The sequence below is a fragment of the Nocardioides sp. Leaf374 genome, assembly GCF_916862475.1.
Classification (GTDB): domain Bacteria; phylum Actinomycetota; class Actinomycetes; order Propionibacteriales; family Nocardioidaceae; genus Nocardioides; species Nocardioides kribbensis.
In genome coordinates, this window is sequence record NZ_CAKASO010000002.1 from 167399 (window position 1) to 186401 (window position 19003).

The window sequence follows — 19003 nt, forward strand, 5'->3', positions numbered from 1 at the left end:
GCGTGGCGGAGCCCACCGCCCACCCCGACGTGGCGCGCCTCGTGGCCCAGTTCGACGAGCTGGCCGTGCCGACCTACGACACCGTGAGCGTGCCGCACGCCCGCGCGCTGCTCGACGGAGTGCTGCGCCTGCAGCACCCGGCCACCCCGGTCGCCGGGGTGCGCGACGTGCTGCTGCCCGGAGACGCCGGCCTGCTGCCCGCCCGGGTCTACCACCCCTCGCCCGACGAGCAGCGCCCGCTGGTGCTCTACCTGCACGGTGGCGGGTTCGTGCTCGGCGGACTCAAGGCCGCCGACCGTCCGTGCCGGGCCCTGGCCGCCGCGAGCGGCTGCGTCGTAGTCTCCCTCGACTACCGCCGGGCACCGGAGACCCGCTTCCCCGGCCCGCTGCTCGACTGCGTCGCGGCCGCGCGCGCCCTCGCCGCCGACCCTGCCGCGCTCGGGGGCGACCCCGCACAGGCGCTGGTGCTGGTCGGCGACAGCGCGGGTGGCAACCTCGCCGCCGCGACGGCGCTCGAGCTGCGCGACAGCCCAGGGGCCGTGCGGGCGCAGGTGCTCGTCTACCCGTGCCTGCACCCCGCCCTCGACACGCCCTACGCCTCCTACCGCCGCCGCGCCGACGGACCGCTCATGACCGCGCGGGAGCTGGCGTGGTTCTGGGACCTCTACCTGCCCTCGCCCGCGGCCGGCCGGGACCCGCGCGCGGCGCCCGTGCTGGCCGAGGACCTCAGCGGCCTCCCGCCGACCACCATCGTGACCGCGGAGCTCGACCCGCTGCGCGACGAGGCGCTGCACTACGCCGCGCGTCTCGCCGAGGCCGGCGTCGCTGTCGAGGAGACGACGTACGCCGGGGCGGCGCACGGATTCTGGTGGATGGACGCGGCGCTCAGCCAGGCCGCCGAGCTGACGGAGCTCCTGGCCGCGACCTGCGCCGGCGGCGCTGGTCCGACCTGGTCGGCTCAGGCCTGAGCCGGCTCCCGCTCGCGGCTCGAGGAGAGCTCGAAGCCGGAGTAGCCCTCGTCGACCACCCGCTCCAGGATCCTGCGGTAGGCGCGCACGCCACCGGGGTAGGGCATGAAGACCCGAGGCTTCCCCTCGACCTCGTCACCGTTGTAGTAGCTCGTGGCGAGCGGGTAGAGCGTCTCCTGGGCCCGCTCGTTCACGTGGGCCACCCACGCCTGCTCGGCCGCCTCGGTCGCCTCGACGACGTCGGCGCCGACGGACTCCAGGTGGGCGAGGAGCGCGGCGATCCAGTCGACGTGCTGCTCGGTCGACAGCAGCACGTTGCTCAGCAGGGAGGGGCTGCCCGGACCTGCGACGATGAACAGGTTGGGGAAGTCGTGCACGCACAGCCCGAGCTGAGTGACCGGCCCGGCCGACCACTTCTCCTTCAACGTGAGCCCACCCCGACCGGTGATGGTCGGACGCAGCAGGGAGCCCGTGAGGGCGTCGAAGCCGGTGGCGAAGACGACGACGTCGAGGTCGTGCTCCGCACCGCTCGCCGTGCGGAGCCCGGTCGGGGTCATCGCCTGCAGCGGATCCTCCCGGATGTCGGCGAGCGTGACGTCGTCGCGGTTGAAGGTCTCGAAGTAGCCACTGTCGACCGAGGGGCGCTTGGCGGCGAAGGGGAAGTCGCGCGGCATCAGCTTCTCGCGCAGCACGGGGTCGTCGATCTTGGCGGCGATCTTCTCCCGGATGAAGTCGGCGGCGGTGTCGTTGGCGGCCCGGTCGCGCAGGATGTCGTAGTAGACGAGCGCGAACCCGAAGCCGGCGGTGGCCCAGTAGTCCTCGTAGCGCTCACGACGCTCGGCGTCGCTCACCTCGAGCGCGGAGGTCCTGCTGATGGGGATGGTGCCGAGACCGCTCGGCGAGTTGCGCGAGGCCTCGCGGCGCTCGGCGTAGGACGCCTTGACCTCGGCGTCACGCTCGTCACTGATCGGCCCGTTGGTGGCCGGCACGCTGAAGTTGGGGGTGCGCTGGAAGACCGTGAGGTGGGCGGCCTCCTGGGCGACGACGGGGATCAGCTGCATGCCGGACGACCCGGTGCCGATCACCCCGACCCGCTTGCCGGACAGGTCGACGCCCTCGCGGGGCCACTGCGCGGTGAGCAGCACCTGGCCGCGGAAGTCGTCCTGGCCGGGCAGGCTCGGGGTCTTGGTGGTCGAGAGCTGCCCCGTGGCCATGACCAGGAAGCGGGACCTCCAGGCCCCGCCACTCTCGGTGCTCACCGACCAGCGGGCGCTCGCGTCGTCCCAGGTGGAGTCGACCATCCGCTGGCCGAGGCGGACGTCTCGACGCAGGTCGAAGCGCTCGGCCACGTGGTGGATGTAGCGCAGGATCTCGGGCTGGGTCGCGTAGCGCTCGCTCCAGCGCCACTCCTGCTCGAGCTCGGAGGAGAAGCCGTAGGAGTAGTCGTAGCTCTCCACGTCGCAGCGCGCACCGGGGTAGCGGTTCCACTGCCAGACGCCGCCGATGTCGTCGCCCGCCTCGAGCACCACCACCGAGTGGCCCGCCCCGCGCAGCGTGTGCAGGGCACGCAGACCGGCGAAGCCGGCCCCCACCACCACGACGTCGACCTCGGTCACGTCCACCACAGGGTCCACCACAGCCGGTCTCCTCGCTCGTCGTGCTCCGGAACACCGACGGTAGCCATCGCGATCCGTTCGGTCAACACACTTGTTGACGGGACAGGGGGGACTCCTTGCGACACCCCGCGTCAACGCTTATGTTGATGCACAGTGACGTGCATCACCCAGCGCCGCGTCGGCCGAGCCGACGACGAGCAGACAGGAAGGCCACCCATGGAGCTCGAGACGCTCGTCTACGAGAAGTCCGACCGCATCGCGACGATGACCCTCAACCGCCCCGACCGTGGCAACGCCCTGTGCCGGCAGATGCGCGACGACATGGACCTCGTCATGGACGACCTCGACCGCGACGACGACACCCGCGTGCTCGTCGTGAAGAGCAACGGCAAGAACTTCTGCACCGGCTACGACCTCACCGAGTGGGGCTACCTGTGGGGCAGCGGGGAGCCCTCGCGTCCCGAGGACAGCCGCCCCCACCGGCGTGCGCCGATCTTCTCCAGGCGCGAGTTCCACGAGTCCCGCGAGAGGTGGATGCGCCTGTGGCGCATCCGCCAGGCCACTGTCGGGGTCGTGCGAGGGGCGTGTGTCGCCGGTGGGCTCGATCTCGCCGGCGTGCTCGACATCGTCTTCACCGCCGACGACGCGCAGTTCGGGCAGCCCGAGGCCCGCACCATGGGCGAGATCCACACGTTCGGTCTGTGGCCGGTCCACCTGGGCATGCGCAAGACCAAGGAGTGGTTGTTCACCGGCGACAGCATGACCGGCACCGAGGCCGCCGAGCTCGGGCTCGCCAACCGCGCCGTGCCCGCCGAGGAGGTGCTCGACGTGGCCATGGCCTACGCCGAGCGCATCGCGCACGTGCCGCTGGAGATGCTCTACTCCCACAAGGAGGCCACCAACCGGTGGTGGGACGCCATGGGCATCGCCTCGGCGATCGCGGCCGCCAACGACGCCGACGCCATGGCCATCGCCGGGCCTGCGATGGCGGACTTCAAGCGGTTCCAGGACGCCCACGGGGTGCGCGCCGCGGTCGAGGACCGCGATGAGCCCTTCTCCCACCACCGCACCTACTGGGACGCCTACCAGGCCTCGCGCGGTCGGCAGGGCGGCCGCGAGGACGAGCAGCACGACGACCACCTCCGCACCCGCGCCGACCAGGGCGTGGCCGCGCAGAACGGGAAGGGCTGAGCCGATGCTCCCCAGCGTGGCCGAGCGCCAGGAGGCGCTCGAGGGGCGGCACCCGGCCTGGGTCGCGCGACGCCTCGACGAGCAGCTCGACGCCGCTGTCGAGGAGTTCGGTGACCGCCCCTACGTCGTCACCGACCACCGCAGCTGGACCTACCGCGAGGTCGCGGACTGGTCACGTCGCCTGGCGCGTGGCCTGGTCGCCGCCGGGGTGCGCCCCGGGGACCTCGTGGCCCTGGTCATGGCCAACCACCCGGAGTTCGTGGCGCTCAAGTACGCCATCGCGCGCGCCGGGGCCACCGCGGTGCCGGTGAACTTCCTCAACCGCCGCGACGAGCTGGGCTACGTGCTGCGCCAGTCGGGTGCCTCGGCGCTGGTCACGATGGACGCGTTCCGAGACCTCGACTACCTCGACATGCTCGACGACCTCGCCCCCGGCTGGGAGTCCGGTGGAGGAGGGGCCGACCTGCCCGACCTGCGGGCGGTCTTCGTCCTGACCGGGGAGGGACGCACGCCGCGCCCCGGAGCCCGCACCGTCGAGGAGCTCGGCGGCACGGACGAGGGCTGGGAGCCCGTGACCTCGACCGGTCCGGGCGCCCCCGCGGACGTGCTCTACACGTCCGGCACGACCGGCAGCCCGAAGGGTGTGCTGCTCACCCACGACATGCTGCTGCGCACGGCGTACGGCAGTGCCTTCGGCCGGGCCTTCCAGGATGGTCGCCGGGTGCTGTTCTCCCTGCCGATGTACCACGTCTACGGCTACGTCGAGGGCCTGCTCGCGACGCTCTTCGTCGGCGGCTCGATCGTGCCACAGCTGACGTTCACCCCTGCCGCGACGCTGGCGGCGATCGAGCGCCACCACGTCGACGACGTGCTGCTCATCCCGACGATGACCCAGGCCCTGCTCGACGAGGTCGAGACGGGTGGGCCGGTCCACGACCTGTCGTCGCTGAGCTCCATGATCTCCTCCGGCGGCGTCTCCCCCACCGGACTGTGGCACCGGATCGAGGCCGTCCTCGGCCCCCTCGAGCTCACCACGGGCTACGGGATGAGCGAGACCACCGCCTCGACCACCGTCACCCGGCCCGACGACCCCCGTGAGCGCCGCCTCAGCACCAACGGCAGGCTGCGCGACGTCGGCGTCGCCGGCGACCCCGCCCTGGGCGGCCGGCTCGCGGTCTACCGCGTCGTCGACCCCGCCACCGGCGCGGTGCTCGGGGTCGACCAGGTCGGCGAGCTCCAGGTGCGCGGGCCCGGGGTCACCCCTGGTTACCACCGCAAGCCCGAGGAGGACGCCGCCGCCTTCACCGACGACGGCTGGCTCCGCACGGGCGACCTGGGCCGCCTCGACGCCGACGACTACCTCACGCTCGTGGGACGCAGCAAGGACTGCTACCGCTGCGGCGGAGAGCAGGTCGTGCCCAAGGAGATCGAGGACGTGCTGACCTCACACGATGCCGTCAACCAGGCCCACGTCGTGCCGCTCCCCGACCGGCGGATGGGCGAGGTCGGCGTCGCCTACGTCGTCCTGCGCCCCGGCCGCGCCGTCGACGTCGACGAGCTCCTCGCCCTGTGCACCGCCCGTCTGGCCCGCTTCAAGGTCCCCCGGCACGTGGTGGCCATCGGCGCCCACGAGGTGCCGGTCACCCCCAGCGGGCGGCCCCGCAAGTTCCTGCTCGCCGAGCGCGCCCGCGCCGAGCTCCAGCCGACCGGCGCCGCGTCGTGACCCGCGAGGCGGTCGGCAAGGAGACCGCAGGGCCCCCGGTCGCGATCGTGACCGGGGCGGCCCGCGGCATCGGCGCCGAGATCGCCGTGCGTCTGGCCGACGACGGACACGACGTCGCTGTCGTCGACCTCGATGAGGCCGCGTGCGCGCAGACCGTGAATCGTGTGAGGGAACGGGGCCGGCGAGCGCTGGCCGTCGGGGCCGACGTGTCGCGGGAGGACACCGTCGTCGCCGGCGTGGCCCGGGTGGCCGAGGAGCTCGGTCCCCCGCTGGTGCTGGTCAACAACGCGGGGGTCCTGCGCAACGGCCTCGCCTTCAAGATGAGCCTCGACGACTGGGACACCGTGGTCGACGTCAACCTGCGCTCCGCGTTCCTGATGAGCAGGGAGGCCCAGCGCCACATGACCACGCGCGGCTGGGGCCGCATCGTCAACCTGTCCTCGATCGCCGCCCTCGGCACCGTGGGCCAGGCCAACTACTCCGCGGCCAAGGCCGGGCTGCAAGGCCTCACCAAGACCCTCGCCCTCGAGCTGGGTCGCTACGGCGTGACCGTCAACGCCGTCGCGCCGGGCTTCACCGTCACCGAGATGACGCGGGCCTTGGCCGAGCGCGCAGGCGTGTCCTTCGACGACCTGGTCTCCGAGCAGGTGGCCGGGATCGCGGTGGGGCGGGCCGGCGCGCCCGACGACATCGCCCAGGCGGTGTCGTTCTTCGCCGACGTGCGGTCCGGCTTCGTCACCGGCCAGGTCCTCTACGTCGCCGGCGGTCCCCACGGCTGAATCCGGGGCGGCGACGGGGAGGGCCCGACGCACACGCACAGCGGCCCGGTCGTCCGAGGACGACCGGGCCGCTGCTTCCCCCGGGACCCGGGGCCGACTCACCAGTCGGCGGGGCCGTACTCGATGAGGCCGCGGATGTTGGTGCCGGCGTTCATGTCGGCGTAGCCCTGGTTGATGTCCTCCAGGCGGTAGCGGGTGGTGATCAGCTCGTCGAGCATGAGCTCGCCCTCCATGTAGAGGCGCAGCAGGTTGGGGATGTCGAAGCGGGGGTTGCCCGAGCCGAAGATCGCGCCCTGCAGCCGCTTCTGGAGCAGGGTCAGCTCGAAGAGGCTGAGGCTGACGTCGGTGTCGAGCATGGAGCCCATGCCGGTGACGACCGCCGTGCCGCCCTTGCCGACCAGCGACAGGGTGCCGGCGATGTCCTCGCCGCGGATTCGGCCCACGCAGATGATCGCCTTCTGGGCCATCGCACCCCACGTCAGGTCGGTGACCGGCGCCGTCGCCTCCTCGATGCTGGCGTAGGCGTGGGTGGCGCCGAGCTTCATCGCCATCTCACGCTTGAACGGCACGGGGTCGATCGCGACGATGTGACGGGCTCCGGCAGCACGGGCGCCCTGCACGGCGTTGGCGCCGATGCCGCCGACGCCGACCACGACCACGGTCTCGCCGGCCCGCACGTCGGCGGCGTAGACCGAGGAGCCCCATCCGGTGGTGACACCGCAGCCCACGAGGGCGGCCTTGTCGAGCGGGATGTCGGGCAGGATCTTGATCGCCGAGGCCTCGTGCACGGTGACGTAGGGCGAGAAGGTGCCGAGCAGGCACATCGGCGAGGCGTTCTGCCCCTTCACCTGGATGCGGTTGGTGCTGTCGGCGATGGCCTGGCCGGTGAGCAGCGTCGCACCGAGGTCGCAGAGGTTCTGGTGACCGCGGGCGCAGGCTGCGCACTGCCCGCAGGAGGGGATGAAGCCGAGGACGACGTGGTCGCCCTCCTTGACGCTGGTGACCCCGGGGCCGACCTTGGTCACGACCCCCGCGCCCTCGTGCCCTCCGATGAAGGGGAACGCGCCGGGCTCCACCATCGGGATGTCGCCGACGCGCACGTGCTCGTCGGAGTGGCACAGGCCGGAGGCGGCGAGCTGCACCTGCACCTCGTTGGCGACCGGGTCGCCGAGCTCCACCTCCTCGACCTGCCAGTCCTGGTCGGCTCCCCACAACACTGCTGCTTTGGTCTTCACGCGCTTGTCCTTTGGTCGGTCCTGACGGTGCTGGGTGGTCCCGAGAGGGTCGTGCTGGCTGGTACGTCGTGCCGGTGGGCGCCGCGGTGCGGCGCCGCTCAGCGCTGGATGGCCTTGGTCTCGAGGAACTCCTCGATGCCCGCCGGGCCGGCCTCGCGGCCCAGGCCCGACTGCTTGTAGCCGCCGAACGGAGCCGCGGGGTTGAACGCTCCGCCGTTGACCTCGATCTGGCCGGCTCGCAGCCGCTTGGCCACGCGCAGCGCTCGCTCGTCGTCGCCGGACCACACCGCGCCGGCGAGGCCGTAGTCGGTGTCGTTGGCGATCGAGACGGCCTCCTCCTCGTCGGAGTAGGGGAGGATCGAGAGCACGGGGCCGAAGATCTCCTCCCGGGCGATGGTCATGTCGTTGGTGACGTCGCTGAAGATCGTCGGCGTCACGAAGTAGCCGCTCTCGTGCTCGTTCTCCAGGCCCCCGACCACCAGGCGCGCGCCCTCGTCGATGCCGGTCTGGATGAAGCCCCGCACCTTCTCGTGCTGGGTGGCGTTGACCAGGGGGCCGAGCACGCTGGACTCCTGGTCCCACGGGCCCGTGGTGTAGGTCGCGGCGACACGGGTGGCGATCTCCTCGACCTCGGCGAGACGCGAGGCCGGCACGAGCATCCGGGTGAGCGCGGTGCAGGCCTGGCCGCAGTTGAGGTAGGCGTTGGCCAGTCCCCCGGTGACGGCCTGCTCGAGGTCGGCGTCATCGAGGATGACGTTGGCCGACTTGCCGCCGAGCTCGAGCGCGACCCGCTTCACCGTGCCGGCGGCGACCTCGGCGATCCGCTTGCCGGCTCGCGTCGACCCGGTGAAGGAGATCATGTCGACGTCGCGGTGCGCGACGAGAGCCTCGCCGACCCCGGGCCCGTTGCCGTGGACCATGTTGAAGACACCGGCCGGAAGGCCGATCTCGTCGAAGATCTCGGCCAGGGCCACCACCAGGAGCGGGGTGACCTCGGTGGGCTTCACCACCACGGTGCAGCCGGCGGCGAAGGCCGCGGCCACCTTGAGGGCCACCTGGTGCAGGGGGAAGTTCCACGGCGTGATGCAGCCGACCACGCCCACCGGCTCGCGCACGATGAGGGAGTTCCCGATCTCGGTGCCCTCGAAGTCGTAGGAGGTGGCCAGGTCGGCGTAGTAGCCGAAGTTAAAGATCGGCAGGCCCAGCTGCACGGCCTTGACCGCCTCGAGCGGGGCTCCGATGTCCCGCGACCCGAGCTCGGCGAGGGCCTCCATCCGCTCGACGAGCAGCTCGGAGGTCCTGGTGAGGTAGGCCGCCCGCTCGGAGGGGGCCAGGGCCGCCCAGGCGGGGAAGGCGGCCCGCGCGGCGGCGACGGCCTTGTCGACGTCGGCGGCGGCGCCCTCGGCGACCTCGGCGATGACCTGCTCGGTGACCGGGCTGCGCACCTCGATGCGCCCGGGCGCGTCGGAGGCGACCCACCGCCCGTCGATGTAGAGGGCGGTGGCGTCGACGACCTCGTCGGCACGGAGGCCGGCGAGCATCGCCTCGAGGGTCGGGCTGGCGAGCGTGCTCTGCGACATGGGAAGCGTCCTTCGCGAAGGGCCTGGCGGGCCGGATGGCTGCGTGTCGCCAGGGGCACTCCGAGTCGTGCGCCGGGCTGTGGTGTCGATCACACCACCCTGAGGTGCGGGCGTCAACCCTGGTGTTGACAAAAGTCCGGGAAGGGCGGGCGGCCTCCCTCCCAGCGCCCTCGGGGCGGCCGGAGGAGGGCAGGCGCGCAGCGCGCACCGCCGCCCGCAGCACCTCGGGGGCCGCCCACTAGGGCGTCCGGCCCCACACGGGTGGGCGCTTCTCGGCGAAGGCGCGTGCACCCTCGCGAGCGTCGTCGGAGGCGGCGAGCGCCTCGAGCAGCTCGTCCTGACGGGCCACGTCGTCGGCCGAGGGCGCGAGCCGCCGGTCGAGCAGCTCCTTGCTCGCCCGCAGCGAGCCCGGCGCGCTGGCCGCGACCTGGCGCGCGAGGGCCAGGGCGCGGTCGAGCGCCTCCCCGGGCGCCGTCACCTCGTTGACCAGGCCCCATCGCTCCGCCTCCTGCGCCGAGAACGGCTCCCCCGTGAGGGCGCACCGCATCGCGACCGCCCGGGGCACGCGTGCGGAGAGCCGCAGGAGGCCACCCGCCCCCGCCACCAGACCCAGCCTGGCCTCGGGGAGGCCGAGACGCGCGTCCAGGGCGGCCACGACGAGGTCGCAGGCCAGCACGAGCTCGAAGCCACCCGCGAGGGCCGTGCCCTCGACGGCGGCCACCAGCGGCTTGACCGGCGGCCGACGGGTGAAGCCGAGACCGCGGCCGGGCACCTCCGGACGCTGCCCGGTGGCGAGGAAGGCCTTGAGGTCCATGCCGGCGCAGAAGTGGCCGCCGGCGCCGGTGATCACCCCCACGGCCAGGGCCGGATCGTCGTCGAGGCCGTCGAGGGCCTCGGCCAGGGCGGTCGCGGTCGGGAGGTCGAGGGCGTTGCGCACCGCGGGGCGGTCGAGGGTGACCACGCGCACGGCCCCGACGTCCTCGACACCGACCGCGGCACCCATCAGTCCGCCTGCCGCGACTTCTTCAGCGCCGAGCGGGCCGCCAGCCGGTCGGAGACCACGACCCCGCTCGCCACCTTCCCGTCGACCACGGTGACGAAGCCGGCCACGTCCATCACGGCGCTGCCGCCGGAGCCGTCGGCCGCCGCGCCGGCGAGACGCCCGTGGAAGGCGACCCGCGAGCCCGCCGACACCACCACGTCGACCTCCCCGCCGTGCGCCGTCAGCGCAGGGCCGGCGTCGTCGAGGTCCGCGTCGTCCCAGACCACGCCCTCGACCGCTGGCAACCCTGCCTCCAGCCACGCCAGCACGACGGACTCGGCGGTCGGGTCGGCGGGCTCCGCGGGGGTGTCCCACGGCGCCACGGCCGGGGAGCCGACCGGGTCGGGCGTGCCCGAGGCGAGCTGTCGACGCCGCGCGGCGTAGTCCTCCTCGGCCCAGGCGCGGGTCAGCCGGTCGCCGCCGGCCCCGTTGCCCCTGACCCCGGAGTCGGAGTCGGAGTCGGAGTCGGAGTCGGAGTCGGAGTCGGAGTCGAAGAGCACGACCCCTGTCCAGGCCGCGGCGTTGCCGTCGTGGCGCAGCGAGACGCCGTGCTCGGTGAAGTGCACCGCTGCCTGGCGGCCGTTGGTCAGCACGTCGTGCACAGTCAGCACGAGCCCGGGGAACTGCGCGAGCTGGCCGACCGTGGCCTCGACGTAGTCGTCACGGCGGTCGACCTCGAAGGTGCCGATACGCAGCCGGTAGTCCTCGGCGAGCAGGTCCTCGCACGCAGCGGGGTCGTGGCCGTTGAGCCAGCTCACCGTCCACCGCCTCACCAGCGGCAGGACCCGGTCGGGCACGGCCCCGACGGAGCCCTTCTCGACACCTGCCACCTCGGCGCTCACGAGACGGGACTTCCGTGGGACATGCGCAGCTCCTTCTTGAGGATCTTGCCCGAGGCGTTGCGGGGAAGGACCTCGATGGTCTCGACCGCGCGCGGGCACTTGTAGTGGGCGAGGCGGTCGCGGGCGAAGGCGATCAGGTCGGCGGCGTCGACCTCGACGCCGGGGCGGGGCACGACGAGCGCCTTGACGCTCTCGCCCCACCGCCGCGACGGCACGCCGATCACCGCGACCTCCAGCACCGCCGGGTGGTGGGCCAGGACGTTCTCGACCTCGGCGGGATAGACGTTCTCACCGCCGGTGATGACCATGTCCTTCATCCGGTCGTGGAGGAAGAGGAAGCCGTCGGCGTCCCGGTAGGCAGCGTCCCCGGTGCGCAGCCAGCCGTCGGCGGTCAGCGCCTGCGCGGTCGCCTCCGGCTGGCGCCAGTAGCCGGGCGTCACCTGGCCCGAGCGGACCCAGATCTCCCCCACGGCGCCCACCTCGGCCGCCTCGAGTGTCACCGGGTCACGCACCTCGACCTCGCAGGCCCACGGCAGGGCCTTGCCGATCGAGCGCAGCAGGTGGGCGCGCGGGCCGCCCGGGTCGTGGTCGGTGGCAGCCAGCGCGACCACGGTGCCCGAGGTCTCGGTCATCCCGTAGACACCGAGGAAGTCGCAGCGCAGTGCCGCGATCGCCGACTCCAGGAGCGCCTCGCTCATGGGTGCCCCGCCGTAGGCCACCAGCCGCAGGCTGGAGACGTCGGAGGTGCGCAGCGCCGGCGAGCCGACGATGCCCTGGATCACGGCAGGCACCATGAAGGCGTGGGTCACCCCGTGACGCTCGATCGCACCCAGCAGCGTGAGGGGGTCCGAGTCGGGCACCAGCACGGTCGTGCCGCCCTGGGTCAGGGCGGTCGAGCCGTAGCCCGCGCCGCCGATGTGGAAGAGCGGCGAGGGCACCAGGTTCACCGTGTCGGCGTCCATGCCGTAGAGCAGGCGACCGCTGGTCCGGGTGAAGGCGAGGTTGTCGTTGGTGATGAGCGTGCCCTTGGGCAGGCCGGTCGTGCCGGAGCTGTAGAACTGCAGCAGCACGCTCTCCCCACGCGTGCGCGTCTCGACCGGGGTGTCGTCGGCCGCGGCGACGAGGGCGTCGAGCTCGGACCCCGTGGTCACGACGCGCACCCCGGCGTCGGCGTCGACCAGGTGCACGAGGTCGGGCGAGACCACCAGCAGCGACAGGTCGGCGTCGGCGGTGATCGAGACCAGCTCGGAGCGGGAGAGTCGCCAGTTGAGCCCGACGAGCACGGCGTCCTGGAGGCTGCAGGCCAGGGCCAGCTCGAAGAAGGCCGGGGAGTTCCTGCCCAGGAACCCGACGCGCCGCTGGTCGGCGACGCCGAGACCGTCGAGCACGTGGGCCAGCCGGGTGCCCCGGCCGTGGAGGTCGGCGAAGCTGAGGCGCTGCTCCTCGAAGAGGATGGCCGTGGCGTCGGGGGTGCGGGACGCCAGGTCGCCCAGCGCCTCCGCGAAGGTGAAGGTCACGCCGCTCTCCTCAGTAGCTCTTGGGCAGCCCGAGGCTGTGCTGCGCGACGTAGTTGAGGACCATCTCGCGGCTCACGGGAGCCGTCTTGAGCATGCGTGCGGTGAACCACAGGTCGGAGAGCCCGTACTCGTTGGACAGGCCGTTGCCACCGTGGGTCTGCATCGCCTGGTCGAGTGAGAGCAGGCAGGCGTCGGCGGCGGCGAGCTTGGCGATGTTGGCCGCCTCGGCGCAGGCGGCGTCCTGACCGGTGTCGTAGAGCTCCGCGGCGCGGAAGTTCATCAGCCGGGCCTGCTGCACGTCGATGTAGGCCTTGGCGAGGGGGTGCGACAGGCCCTGGTGGGCGCCGATGGGCTGGCTCCACACCGTGCGCTGGTTGGCGTAGAGCGCTCCGCGCTGCAGGGCGTACAGCGCGATGCCGGAGGCGATCGCCGCAGCAGCGACCCGCTCGGGGTTGAGCCCGGCGAAGACCTGCTGGAGACCGCGGCCCTGGTCACCGACGATCGAGTCGGCGGCGACGGGCACGTCGTCGTAGAAGGTGACGAACTGTCGCTCCGGCGCCCGCAGGGCCGAGTCGATCACGGTGTAGCTGAATCCGGGCGCGTCCGTCGGGATCAGGAAGAGCGACAGCGTGCGCTTGCCGTCGGGGCCCGGCTCGGCATCGCGGGCCACCACCATGACGGCGTCGGCCTCGTCGACCCCGGAGGTCCAGTACTTCTGTCCCGTGAGGGTCCACCCGCCGCCGGGCGACGGCGTCGCGGTGGTGGAGATGTTGTGGGTGTTGGTGCCGGCGTCGGGCTCCGTGATCGCGAAGACCACCTTCTTCTCCCCGCTGCAGATCCCCTCCAGCCACCTCTCCTTGAGCACCTCGGATCCGTGGCGGGCGATGATCGATGCGGTGATCGAGCTGATGACGATCATCTGCATCGGGCAGCCCTGGGCGGCGCACTCCTCGATCACGACGGCCAGGTCGGCCAGGCCCCCGCCCCCGCCGCCCCACTCCTCGGGCATGTTCACGCCCAGGAAGCCGGCGTGCCCGAGGTCGCGGTAGAGCTCGTCGGGGAAGCCGCCCCGGGCTGCCGCCTCCTGGAAGTAGGCACGACCGTACTTGCCGGCCAGGGCCGCCACCGACTCCCGCAACGCCCGACGCTCCTCGGTCTCCGGGATGAGCGGAGAGTGGCTCAGCTTCAGGTCGGACATCGGGACTCCTCGTGGTGGCGGGTGGTGGACGGCGCGTGGCAGGTCGACCGGGTCAGAGCAGCTCGAGGATCGTGGCGTTGGAGAGCCCGCCGCCCTCGCACATCGTCTGGAGGCCGTAGCGCACGCCGGCCTCGCGCATGTGGTGGACCATCGTGGTCATCAGCCGAGCCCCACTGGCGCCGAGCGGGTGGCCGATGGAGATCGCACCACCGTGGGGGTTCATCAGGGCCGGGTCGGCTCCGATCTCCTTCTGCCAGGCGAGCGGCACCGAGGCGAAGGCCTCGCTGACCTCGAAGACGCCGATGTCGGAGAGCGACAGGCCCGAGCGGTCCATGGCCTTGCGGGTGGCGGGGATCAGGGCGGTGAGACTGATGATGGGGTCGTCGCCCGCGACGACGGCGGTGTGCACCCGCGCGATCGGCGTCATGCCGAGCTCTCGTGCCTTGTCGCCGGTCATGACCAGCAGCGCCGCCGCGCCGTCGTTGATCGAGGAGCTGTTGCCGGCGGTGAGCAGGCCGTCCTCGGCGAAGACCGACCGCAGGCCGGCGAGCTTCTCCAGCGAGCCGCCCGGCCGGATGCCCTCGTCGTGCTCGACGGTCACTCCGTCGGCAGTGGTCACCGGGACGATCTGGCTCTCGAAGAGGCCGTTCTTCTGGGCGTGGGCCGCCTTCTCGTGCGACGACAGCGCGAACTCGTCGAGCTGGGTGCGGGTGAGCGACCAGCGACGGTTGATCTCCTCGGCGCCGAGGCCCATGTGGGGTCGACGCCCGTCGTAGCGGGCGGCGAAGCGCTCCCCGAACGGGTCCTTGTCGAGCACCGAGGCCCCCATCGGCACGCGGCTCATCACCTCGACGCCGCCGGCGACGACGATGTCGGCCTGCCCCGAGACGACCATGGCGGCGGCGGAGTGCACGGCCTGCTGGGAGGAGCCGCACTGCCGGTCGAGGGTCGTGCCGGGCACCGACTCGGGCCACCCGGCAGCGATCACCGCGTTGCGCGCCACGTTGTAGGTCTGCTCGGCGACCTGGTGCACACAGCCCCAGTGGACGTCGTCGACCAGGGCGGGGTCGAGTCCGGTCCGGGCGGCGAGGGCGACGAGCAGGTCGGCCGAGAGGTCGACCGGGTGCTCGGCGGACAGGCCGCCCCCCCGCTTCCCGACGGGGGTACGGATGGCTTCCACGATCACGGCGTCGCGCACGGTCACTCCTCAGGTGGTGTCGGTCACACCAGTATCAACACATGCGTTGACGCTCCACAAGACCTACGGGCGCTCTCCTTCGGACCAGTCGAAGAACCCGCGCCCCGACTTCCGGCCCAGCCGACCCTCGGCGACCATCTCCTCGAGCAGGCGCGGGGGCGCGAAGCGCGGGCCGAGGGACACCTCGAGCTGACGGCTGATGTCGAGGCGCACGTCGAGACCGACGATGTCGCTGAGCGTGAGCGGCCCGACCGGGTGGCGGTAGGCCAGCCGCACGGCCCGGTCGATGTCCTCGGCCGCGGCGACACCCTCCTCGAGCATCCGGATGGACTCCAACGCCAGCGTCAGGTCGAGCCGGCTGGTGGCGAAGCCCGGCGAGTCGTTGACGACGGCGCTCTCCTTGCCCATCGCCCCGACGAGGTCGAGGGCGAGGGCGAGGGACTCCGCGCCGGTGCGAGCCCCCCGGACCACCTCGACGAGCCCGATCGACCAGACCGGGTTGAAGAAGTGCAGGCCGCAGAAACGCTCAGGATGCGCCAAGGGAGCAGCCAGGGCGTCCACCGACATCGAGCTCGTGTTGGTCGCGAGCAGTCGTGGAGCGAGCGCCTCGGCCGCGGCGAGCACTGCCGCCTTGAGGTCCGCCCGCTCGGGCACGCTCTCCACGATCACGTCCAGACCCACGGGGAGGTCCTCGACCGACCCGACGACCACGAGGCCCTCGCGGACGGCGTCGGCCCGCGCCTCGTCGAGGCGTCCGCGGGCGACGCCGCCGGCCAGCGCGGCGTCCACCTCGTCGCGCAGGGCCCTCACGCGCTCGGCACTGGGCTCCACCACCGTGGTGCGCAGGCCGTGGGTGGCCATCACGTAGGCGATGCCCACCCCCATGGTGCCGCCGCCGACGACCGCGCCCCGGAGCGCCGCCCGCACCGGAGTGCTCACCACCCGGCTCCCCTCACACGGTCGCAGCACGGACGGGAAGGTCGGGTCATCGTGGTCCTCGGCTTCACTCGGTCGGCCCGACGGTCGGGGACCGCCCCGACCGTACGGCGCCCCGCGCTCGACCGTCAACGTTCTTGTTGACGGACTGCGGTCCGCTCGCACGGGCGGCTCAGCGACGCGAGCGCGGCGAGCGCGGCGAGCGCGGCAGCAGGCAGCGCGGCGAGCGGGCGCGCAGAGCGCCCAGCCACAGGCCGGTGCCGTAGGCGAGGTCGTCGAGGCGGCGGCCGAGCAGCAGCAGGCGGGGGTCGGCGCGGGGGTGCTCGCGCACGCCGACCACCAGGTCGACCACGAGGGCCGAGACGACGGCGCGGCGCACGTCGCGGCTGAGGGCGGCGCCGACCACGGTGAGCGGCCACCAGTGCCGCAGCAGCAGGCCGGTCTCCTGGCGCACGGCCCAGCCCAGGCCGCGGGCGGTGAGGCCGGCGGCCAGGCGCGGGCGCTCCGGCGCCTCGGGCAGCGTGGTGGCCAGGGCGTGCGCGCCGCGGGCCACAGCCAGGGCGGCCACCGGGGCCGACCAGCGGCGGCGCAGCAGCAGCGCCGCCGCGGCGAGCGCCAGCTCCGGTGAGAGCACCGCGGGCGCGCCGCGGTCGCCGTGGCGCTGGGCCAGCAGCGCCCCACCGGTGCCGTAGAGCACCTTGCGGCCCAGCCAGCCGCGCACGGTGGCCCGGGCGTCGTGGTCGACATGCTCGCCCGCGTCGTAGCGCACGGTGCGACCGGCGGCATCGAGGCGCCAGACGAGGTCGACGTCCTCGGCCACCCGCAGCCCGGGCTCGAAGCCCTCGCCGAGGTCGGCGACCCGCCCGACCAGGCAGGCGGCGGGCAGCCAGCCGACCGCGGCGCCCGGGCGCACGACCCCGCCGCGGGTGCCGAGGCCGAGCGAGGAGGCGACCTCGTCGTAGCTCTCCCACCACCGCGCCCGCGTGCTGCGCGCCCGGCCGACCACGCGCGGGCCGACCAGCGCGACCGTCGGGTCGAGGAGGTGCCGGGCCAGGCGCAGGAGCAGGTCGGTGCCGACGGTGACGTCGCAGTCGACGAGGGCGACGTAGGGCGTGCGCACGTGCGCCAGGCCGGCGTTGCGGGCGCCGCCCGGCCCGACGTTGACGGCGAGCGCGAGCACCTCGACGCCGTGGCGGCGGGCGACCGCGGCGACGGCGGCGGGGTCGCGGGAGGCGTCGTCGACGACGAGCACGCGGCAGGCCCGCCCCAGGGCGCCCAGCGCGCGGTCGAGCTGGTCGCAGCGGTCGCGCACGGGCAGCACCACGGTGAGCAGGTCGGCCGCGACCGGTGCGGGGTCGAGCACCGGCTCCGCGACGTCGGCGCGCAGCAGGCTCGCGGCCAGCGCGGCCGAGCGGTCGTCGGTCACCACGAGGCCGCCGTCGCCCAGCACGGCGAGCGCCGCGGGCGAGAGCCGCATCGCGCGCATCGGCGAGCCCCCGACGAGCAGCCGTCCGCCGTCGAGGCGGCGTACGTCGGGGCGCAGGGCGACCCGGAAGCCGTCGGGCAGCCGGTCGGGGGGGCGGGCGGCGCGGGGCGCCGCGGCGTCGGCGCGGGTCGGGGCGTCGAGACTCATCGGCGCGGGACCCTCATCCGGGGAAGCCGCCGTCGGCGTGGACGACGCCGCCGTGGAGCACGGCGCCGGCCGGCGAGCAGCAGAAGGCGATGGTCGCGGCGAGCTCCTCGGGCTCCAGCGGTCGGCGCAGCAGCTGGTGGGCGGCGAGGGCGGCGACGTCGGTGTCGTAGAGCGCGGCGGTCTGCTCGAGCATGGGGGTGCGGGTGGAGCCCGGCGAGACGGCCACGGCGGTGACGCCGGTGCCGACGAGGTCGGCGGCCAGGCCCTTCACGAGGCCGACCACGGCGTGCTTGACCGCGTTGTAGCCCGCCATCCGGAAGAGGCCGTGGGTGCCGGCCGCCGACGCGACCGCCACGAACCGGCAGCCCGACGGGTCGGGCCCTGCCAGCATCGCGGGCACGCTCACGGCGGCGGTGAGCCACACCCCGCGGGCGTCGACGTCCCAGAGCAGGTCGAGCTCCTCGTCGGGGGTCTCCCACAGCGCTCGTCCCCCCGCGACCACGGCCGCCGCGGCGACCACGGCGTCGAGGCGGCCCCAGCGCTCCAGCACCCGGGCGACGGCGGCGGCGAGGGCGGCGCGGTCGCGCACGTCGGCGACGCACGCCTCGACCTCGGGCCAGGGCGCCACCACGGCGTCGAGGTCGGCCCGCGTCGGCAGGGCGTACGGCGACGCCTCGGGGCCGGCGCACGCGTCGAGCGCGAGCACCGCCCAGCCGTCCTCGGCCAGGCGCGCGACGGTCGCGGCGCCGATGCCGCGGGCCGCGCCGGTGACCAGGGCGACCCTCACGCGGGGGCCCCGGCGGGCTGCGCCGCAGCGGTGCCCTCGCGCGCGAGGCGCTCCACCACGTCGCGCGCCATCGCCTCGAGCACCCGCTCGCCCTCCGCGGCGCTCGCGCCCGCGGGGTCGCCGAGCACGCCGTTGGCCGAGACCGCGCCGACCCCCCCGCTCCGCAGGGCGGGCAGCAGCTCGTGCACCGGCGTCGTGTTGCCGGCCACCGCGCGGTCGAGGCGCACCGACGCGGGGCGCAGGTGGAGCATCAGCGAGGTCTCGGTGTAGCCGGCGTGGGCGTCGACCTCCTCGGTCGCGCAGGGCGCCCAGGTGACGTCGTGACCCTCCGCGCGCAGCTGGCGCAGCGCCGCACCGAGGGCCTGGAGGTTGCCGCCGTGGGCGTTGACGAAGACCACCCGGCCGGCCCACGTGCGCAGCGAGCGGGTGAGCTCGACCAGCAGGGCGCGGAGCGCGTCGGTGCCGATCGAGGCGGTGCCGGCGAACATCTGGTGCTCCCCGCTCGCGGCGTAGACCACCGGCGGCGCGACCCACAGGTCGCCCGACCCGTCGGGACCGAGCAGCTCGGCCACCCGGCGGGCGACGGCGTCGGCGATCGCGGCGTCGGTGTCGAGCGGGAGGTGCGGGCCGTGCTGCTCCAGCGACCCCAGCGGCACGAGCACCGTCGGGGTCGCCGGGAGGTCGGGCCAGGTGGCGTCGGCCAGGTCACGGCGGTCGACCGGCGTCGCGACGCCGGCCGGCGCGGGGTGCGGGTCCAC

General features: G+C 73.7%; 16 protein-coding genes. 4 read left to right on the forward strand and 12 right to left on the reverse strand.

The window, feature by feature from the left end:
* Positions 1-2: 2 nt before the first annotated feature.
* Positions 3-968: an alpha/beta hydrolase gene (locus LPA27_RS01815; RefSeq protein ID WP_056903117.1), complete on the forward strand. Its 966-nt coding sequence runs from the start codon at positions 3-5 to the stop codon at positions 966-968.
* Here LPA27_RS01815 and LPA27_RS01820 read toward each other — a convergent pair.
* Positions 959-2602 (reverse strand): flavin-containing monooxygenase, encoded by a 1644-nt coding sequence (locus LPA27_RS01820; protein WP_228941292.1) that lies wholly within the window; start codon positions 2600-2602, stop codon positions 959-961. The genes LPA27_RS01815 and LPA27_RS01820 overlap by 10 nt on opposite strands.
* Before the next feature lie 198 nt (positions 2603-2800).
* Between LPA27_RS01820 and LPA27_RS01825 the strand changes: the two genes are divergently transcribed.
* From LPA27_RS01825 to LPA27_RS01835, 3 genes are read left to right on the forward strand one after another with little or no spacing between them, the layout of a single operon-like run.
* On the forward strand, positions 2801-3775 hold the full coding sequence (locus LPA27_RS01825; protein ID WP_056863044.1) for an enoyl-CoA hydratase-related protein: 975 nt from the start codon (positions 2801-2803) through the stop codon (positions 3773-3775).
* Positions 3776-3779: 4 nt separating this feature from the next.
* Positions 3780-5498 carry a class I adenylate-forming enzyme family protein gene (locus LPA27_RS01830; RefSeq protein ID WP_228941293.1) on the forward strand — a complete coding sequence of 573 codons (1719 nt, stop codon included), beginning with the start codon at positions 3780-3782 and terminating at the stop codon, positions 5496-5498.
* Positions 5495-6277 (forward strand): SDR family oxidoreductase, encoded by a 783-nt coding sequence (locus LPA27_RS01835; protein ID WP_228941294.1) that lies wholly within the window; start codon positions 5495-5497, stop codon positions 6275-6277. Before LPA27_RS01830 ends, LPA27_RS01835 begins: the two co-directional genes overlap by 4 nt.
* Before the next feature lie 98 nt (positions 6278-6375).
* Here LPA27_RS01835 and LPA27_RS01840 read toward each other — a convergent pair whose 3' ends face one another.
* The 11 genes from LPA27_RS01840 to mftE all read right to left on the reverse strand — a co-directional run bounded on the left by LPA27_RS01840 (position 6376) and on the right by mftE (position 19003).
* Positions 6376-7512, reverse strand: a complete 1137-nt coding sequence (locus tag LPA27_RS01840) for an NDMA-dependent alcohol dehydrogenase (RefSeq protein WP_056903115.1) — start codon at positions 7510-7512, stop codon at positions 6376-6378.
* A 98-nt stretch (positions 7513-7610) separates the two neighbouring features.
* Entirely contained in the window at positions 7611-9092 is a 1482-nt protein-coding gene (locus LPA27_RS01845; protein ID WP_228941295.1) for an aldehyde dehydrogenase family protein, read from the reverse strand.
* A 238-nt stretch (positions 9093-9330) separates the two neighbouring features.
* Positions 9331-10095 (reverse strand): crotonase/enoyl-CoA hydratase family protein, encoded by a 765-nt coding sequence (locus LPA27_RS01850; protein WP_056863040.1) that lies wholly within the window; start codon positions 10093-10095, stop codon positions 9331-9333.
* Positions 10095-10976 carry a nuclear transport factor 2 family protein gene (locus tag LPA27_RS01855; RefSeq protein WP_228941296.1) on the reverse strand — a complete coding sequence of 294 codons (882 nt, stop codon included), beginning with the start codon at positions 10974-10976 and terminating at the stop codon, positions 10095-10097. Before LPA27_RS01855 ends, LPA27_RS01850 begins: the two co-directional genes overlap by 1 nt.
* Positions 10973-12493 (reverse strand): AMP-binding protein, encoded by a 1521-nt coding sequence (locus LPA27_RS01860; protein WP_056863038.1) that lies wholly within the window; start codon positions 12491-12493, stop codon positions 10973-10975. Before LPA27_RS01860 ends, LPA27_RS01855 begins: the two co-directional genes overlap by 4 nt.
* A gap of 10 nt (positions 12494-12503) precedes the next feature.
* Positions 12504-13691, reverse strand: coding sequence for an acyl-CoA dehydrogenase family protein (locus tag LPA27_RS01865; protein WP_056903113.1), 1188 nt, complete (start codon positions 13689-13691; stop codon positions 12504-12506).
* 52 nt (positions 13692-13743) lie between these two features.
* Complete coding sequence (locus LPA27_RS01870) at positions 13744-14889, reverse strand: thiolase family protein (RefSeq protein WP_056863518.1); 1146 nt, start codon at positions 14887-14889, stop codon at positions 13744-13746.
* Positions 14890-14952: 63 nt separating this feature from the next.
* Complete coding sequence (locus LPA27_RS01875; protein WP_200918968.1) at positions 14953-15828, reverse strand: 3-hydroxyacyl-CoA dehydrogenase family protein; 876 nt, start codon at positions 15826-15828, stop codon at positions 14953-14955.
* Between the two features lie 169 nt (positions 15829-15997).
* Complete coding sequence (gene mftF, locus LPA27_RS01880) at positions 15998-17458, reverse strand: mycofactocin biosynthesis glycosyltransferase MftF (protein ID WP_228941297.1); 1461 nt, start codon at positions 17456-17458, stop codon at positions 15998-16000.
* A gap of 13 nt (positions 17459-17471) precedes the next feature.
* On the reverse strand, positions 17472-18245 hold the full coding sequence (locus LPA27_RS01885) for a mycofactocin-coupled SDR family oxidoreductase (RefSeq protein ID WP_056863035.1): 774 nt from the start codon (positions 18243-18245) through the stop codon (positions 17472-17474).
* A complete protein-coding gene (mftE, locus tag LPA27_RS01890) occupies positions 18242-19003 on the reverse strand; it encodes a mycofactocin biosynthesis peptidyl-dipeptidase MftE (RefSeq protein WP_228941298.1) in 762 nt (253 codons plus the stop codon). Before mftE ends, LPA27_RS01885 begins: the two co-directional genes overlap by 4 nt.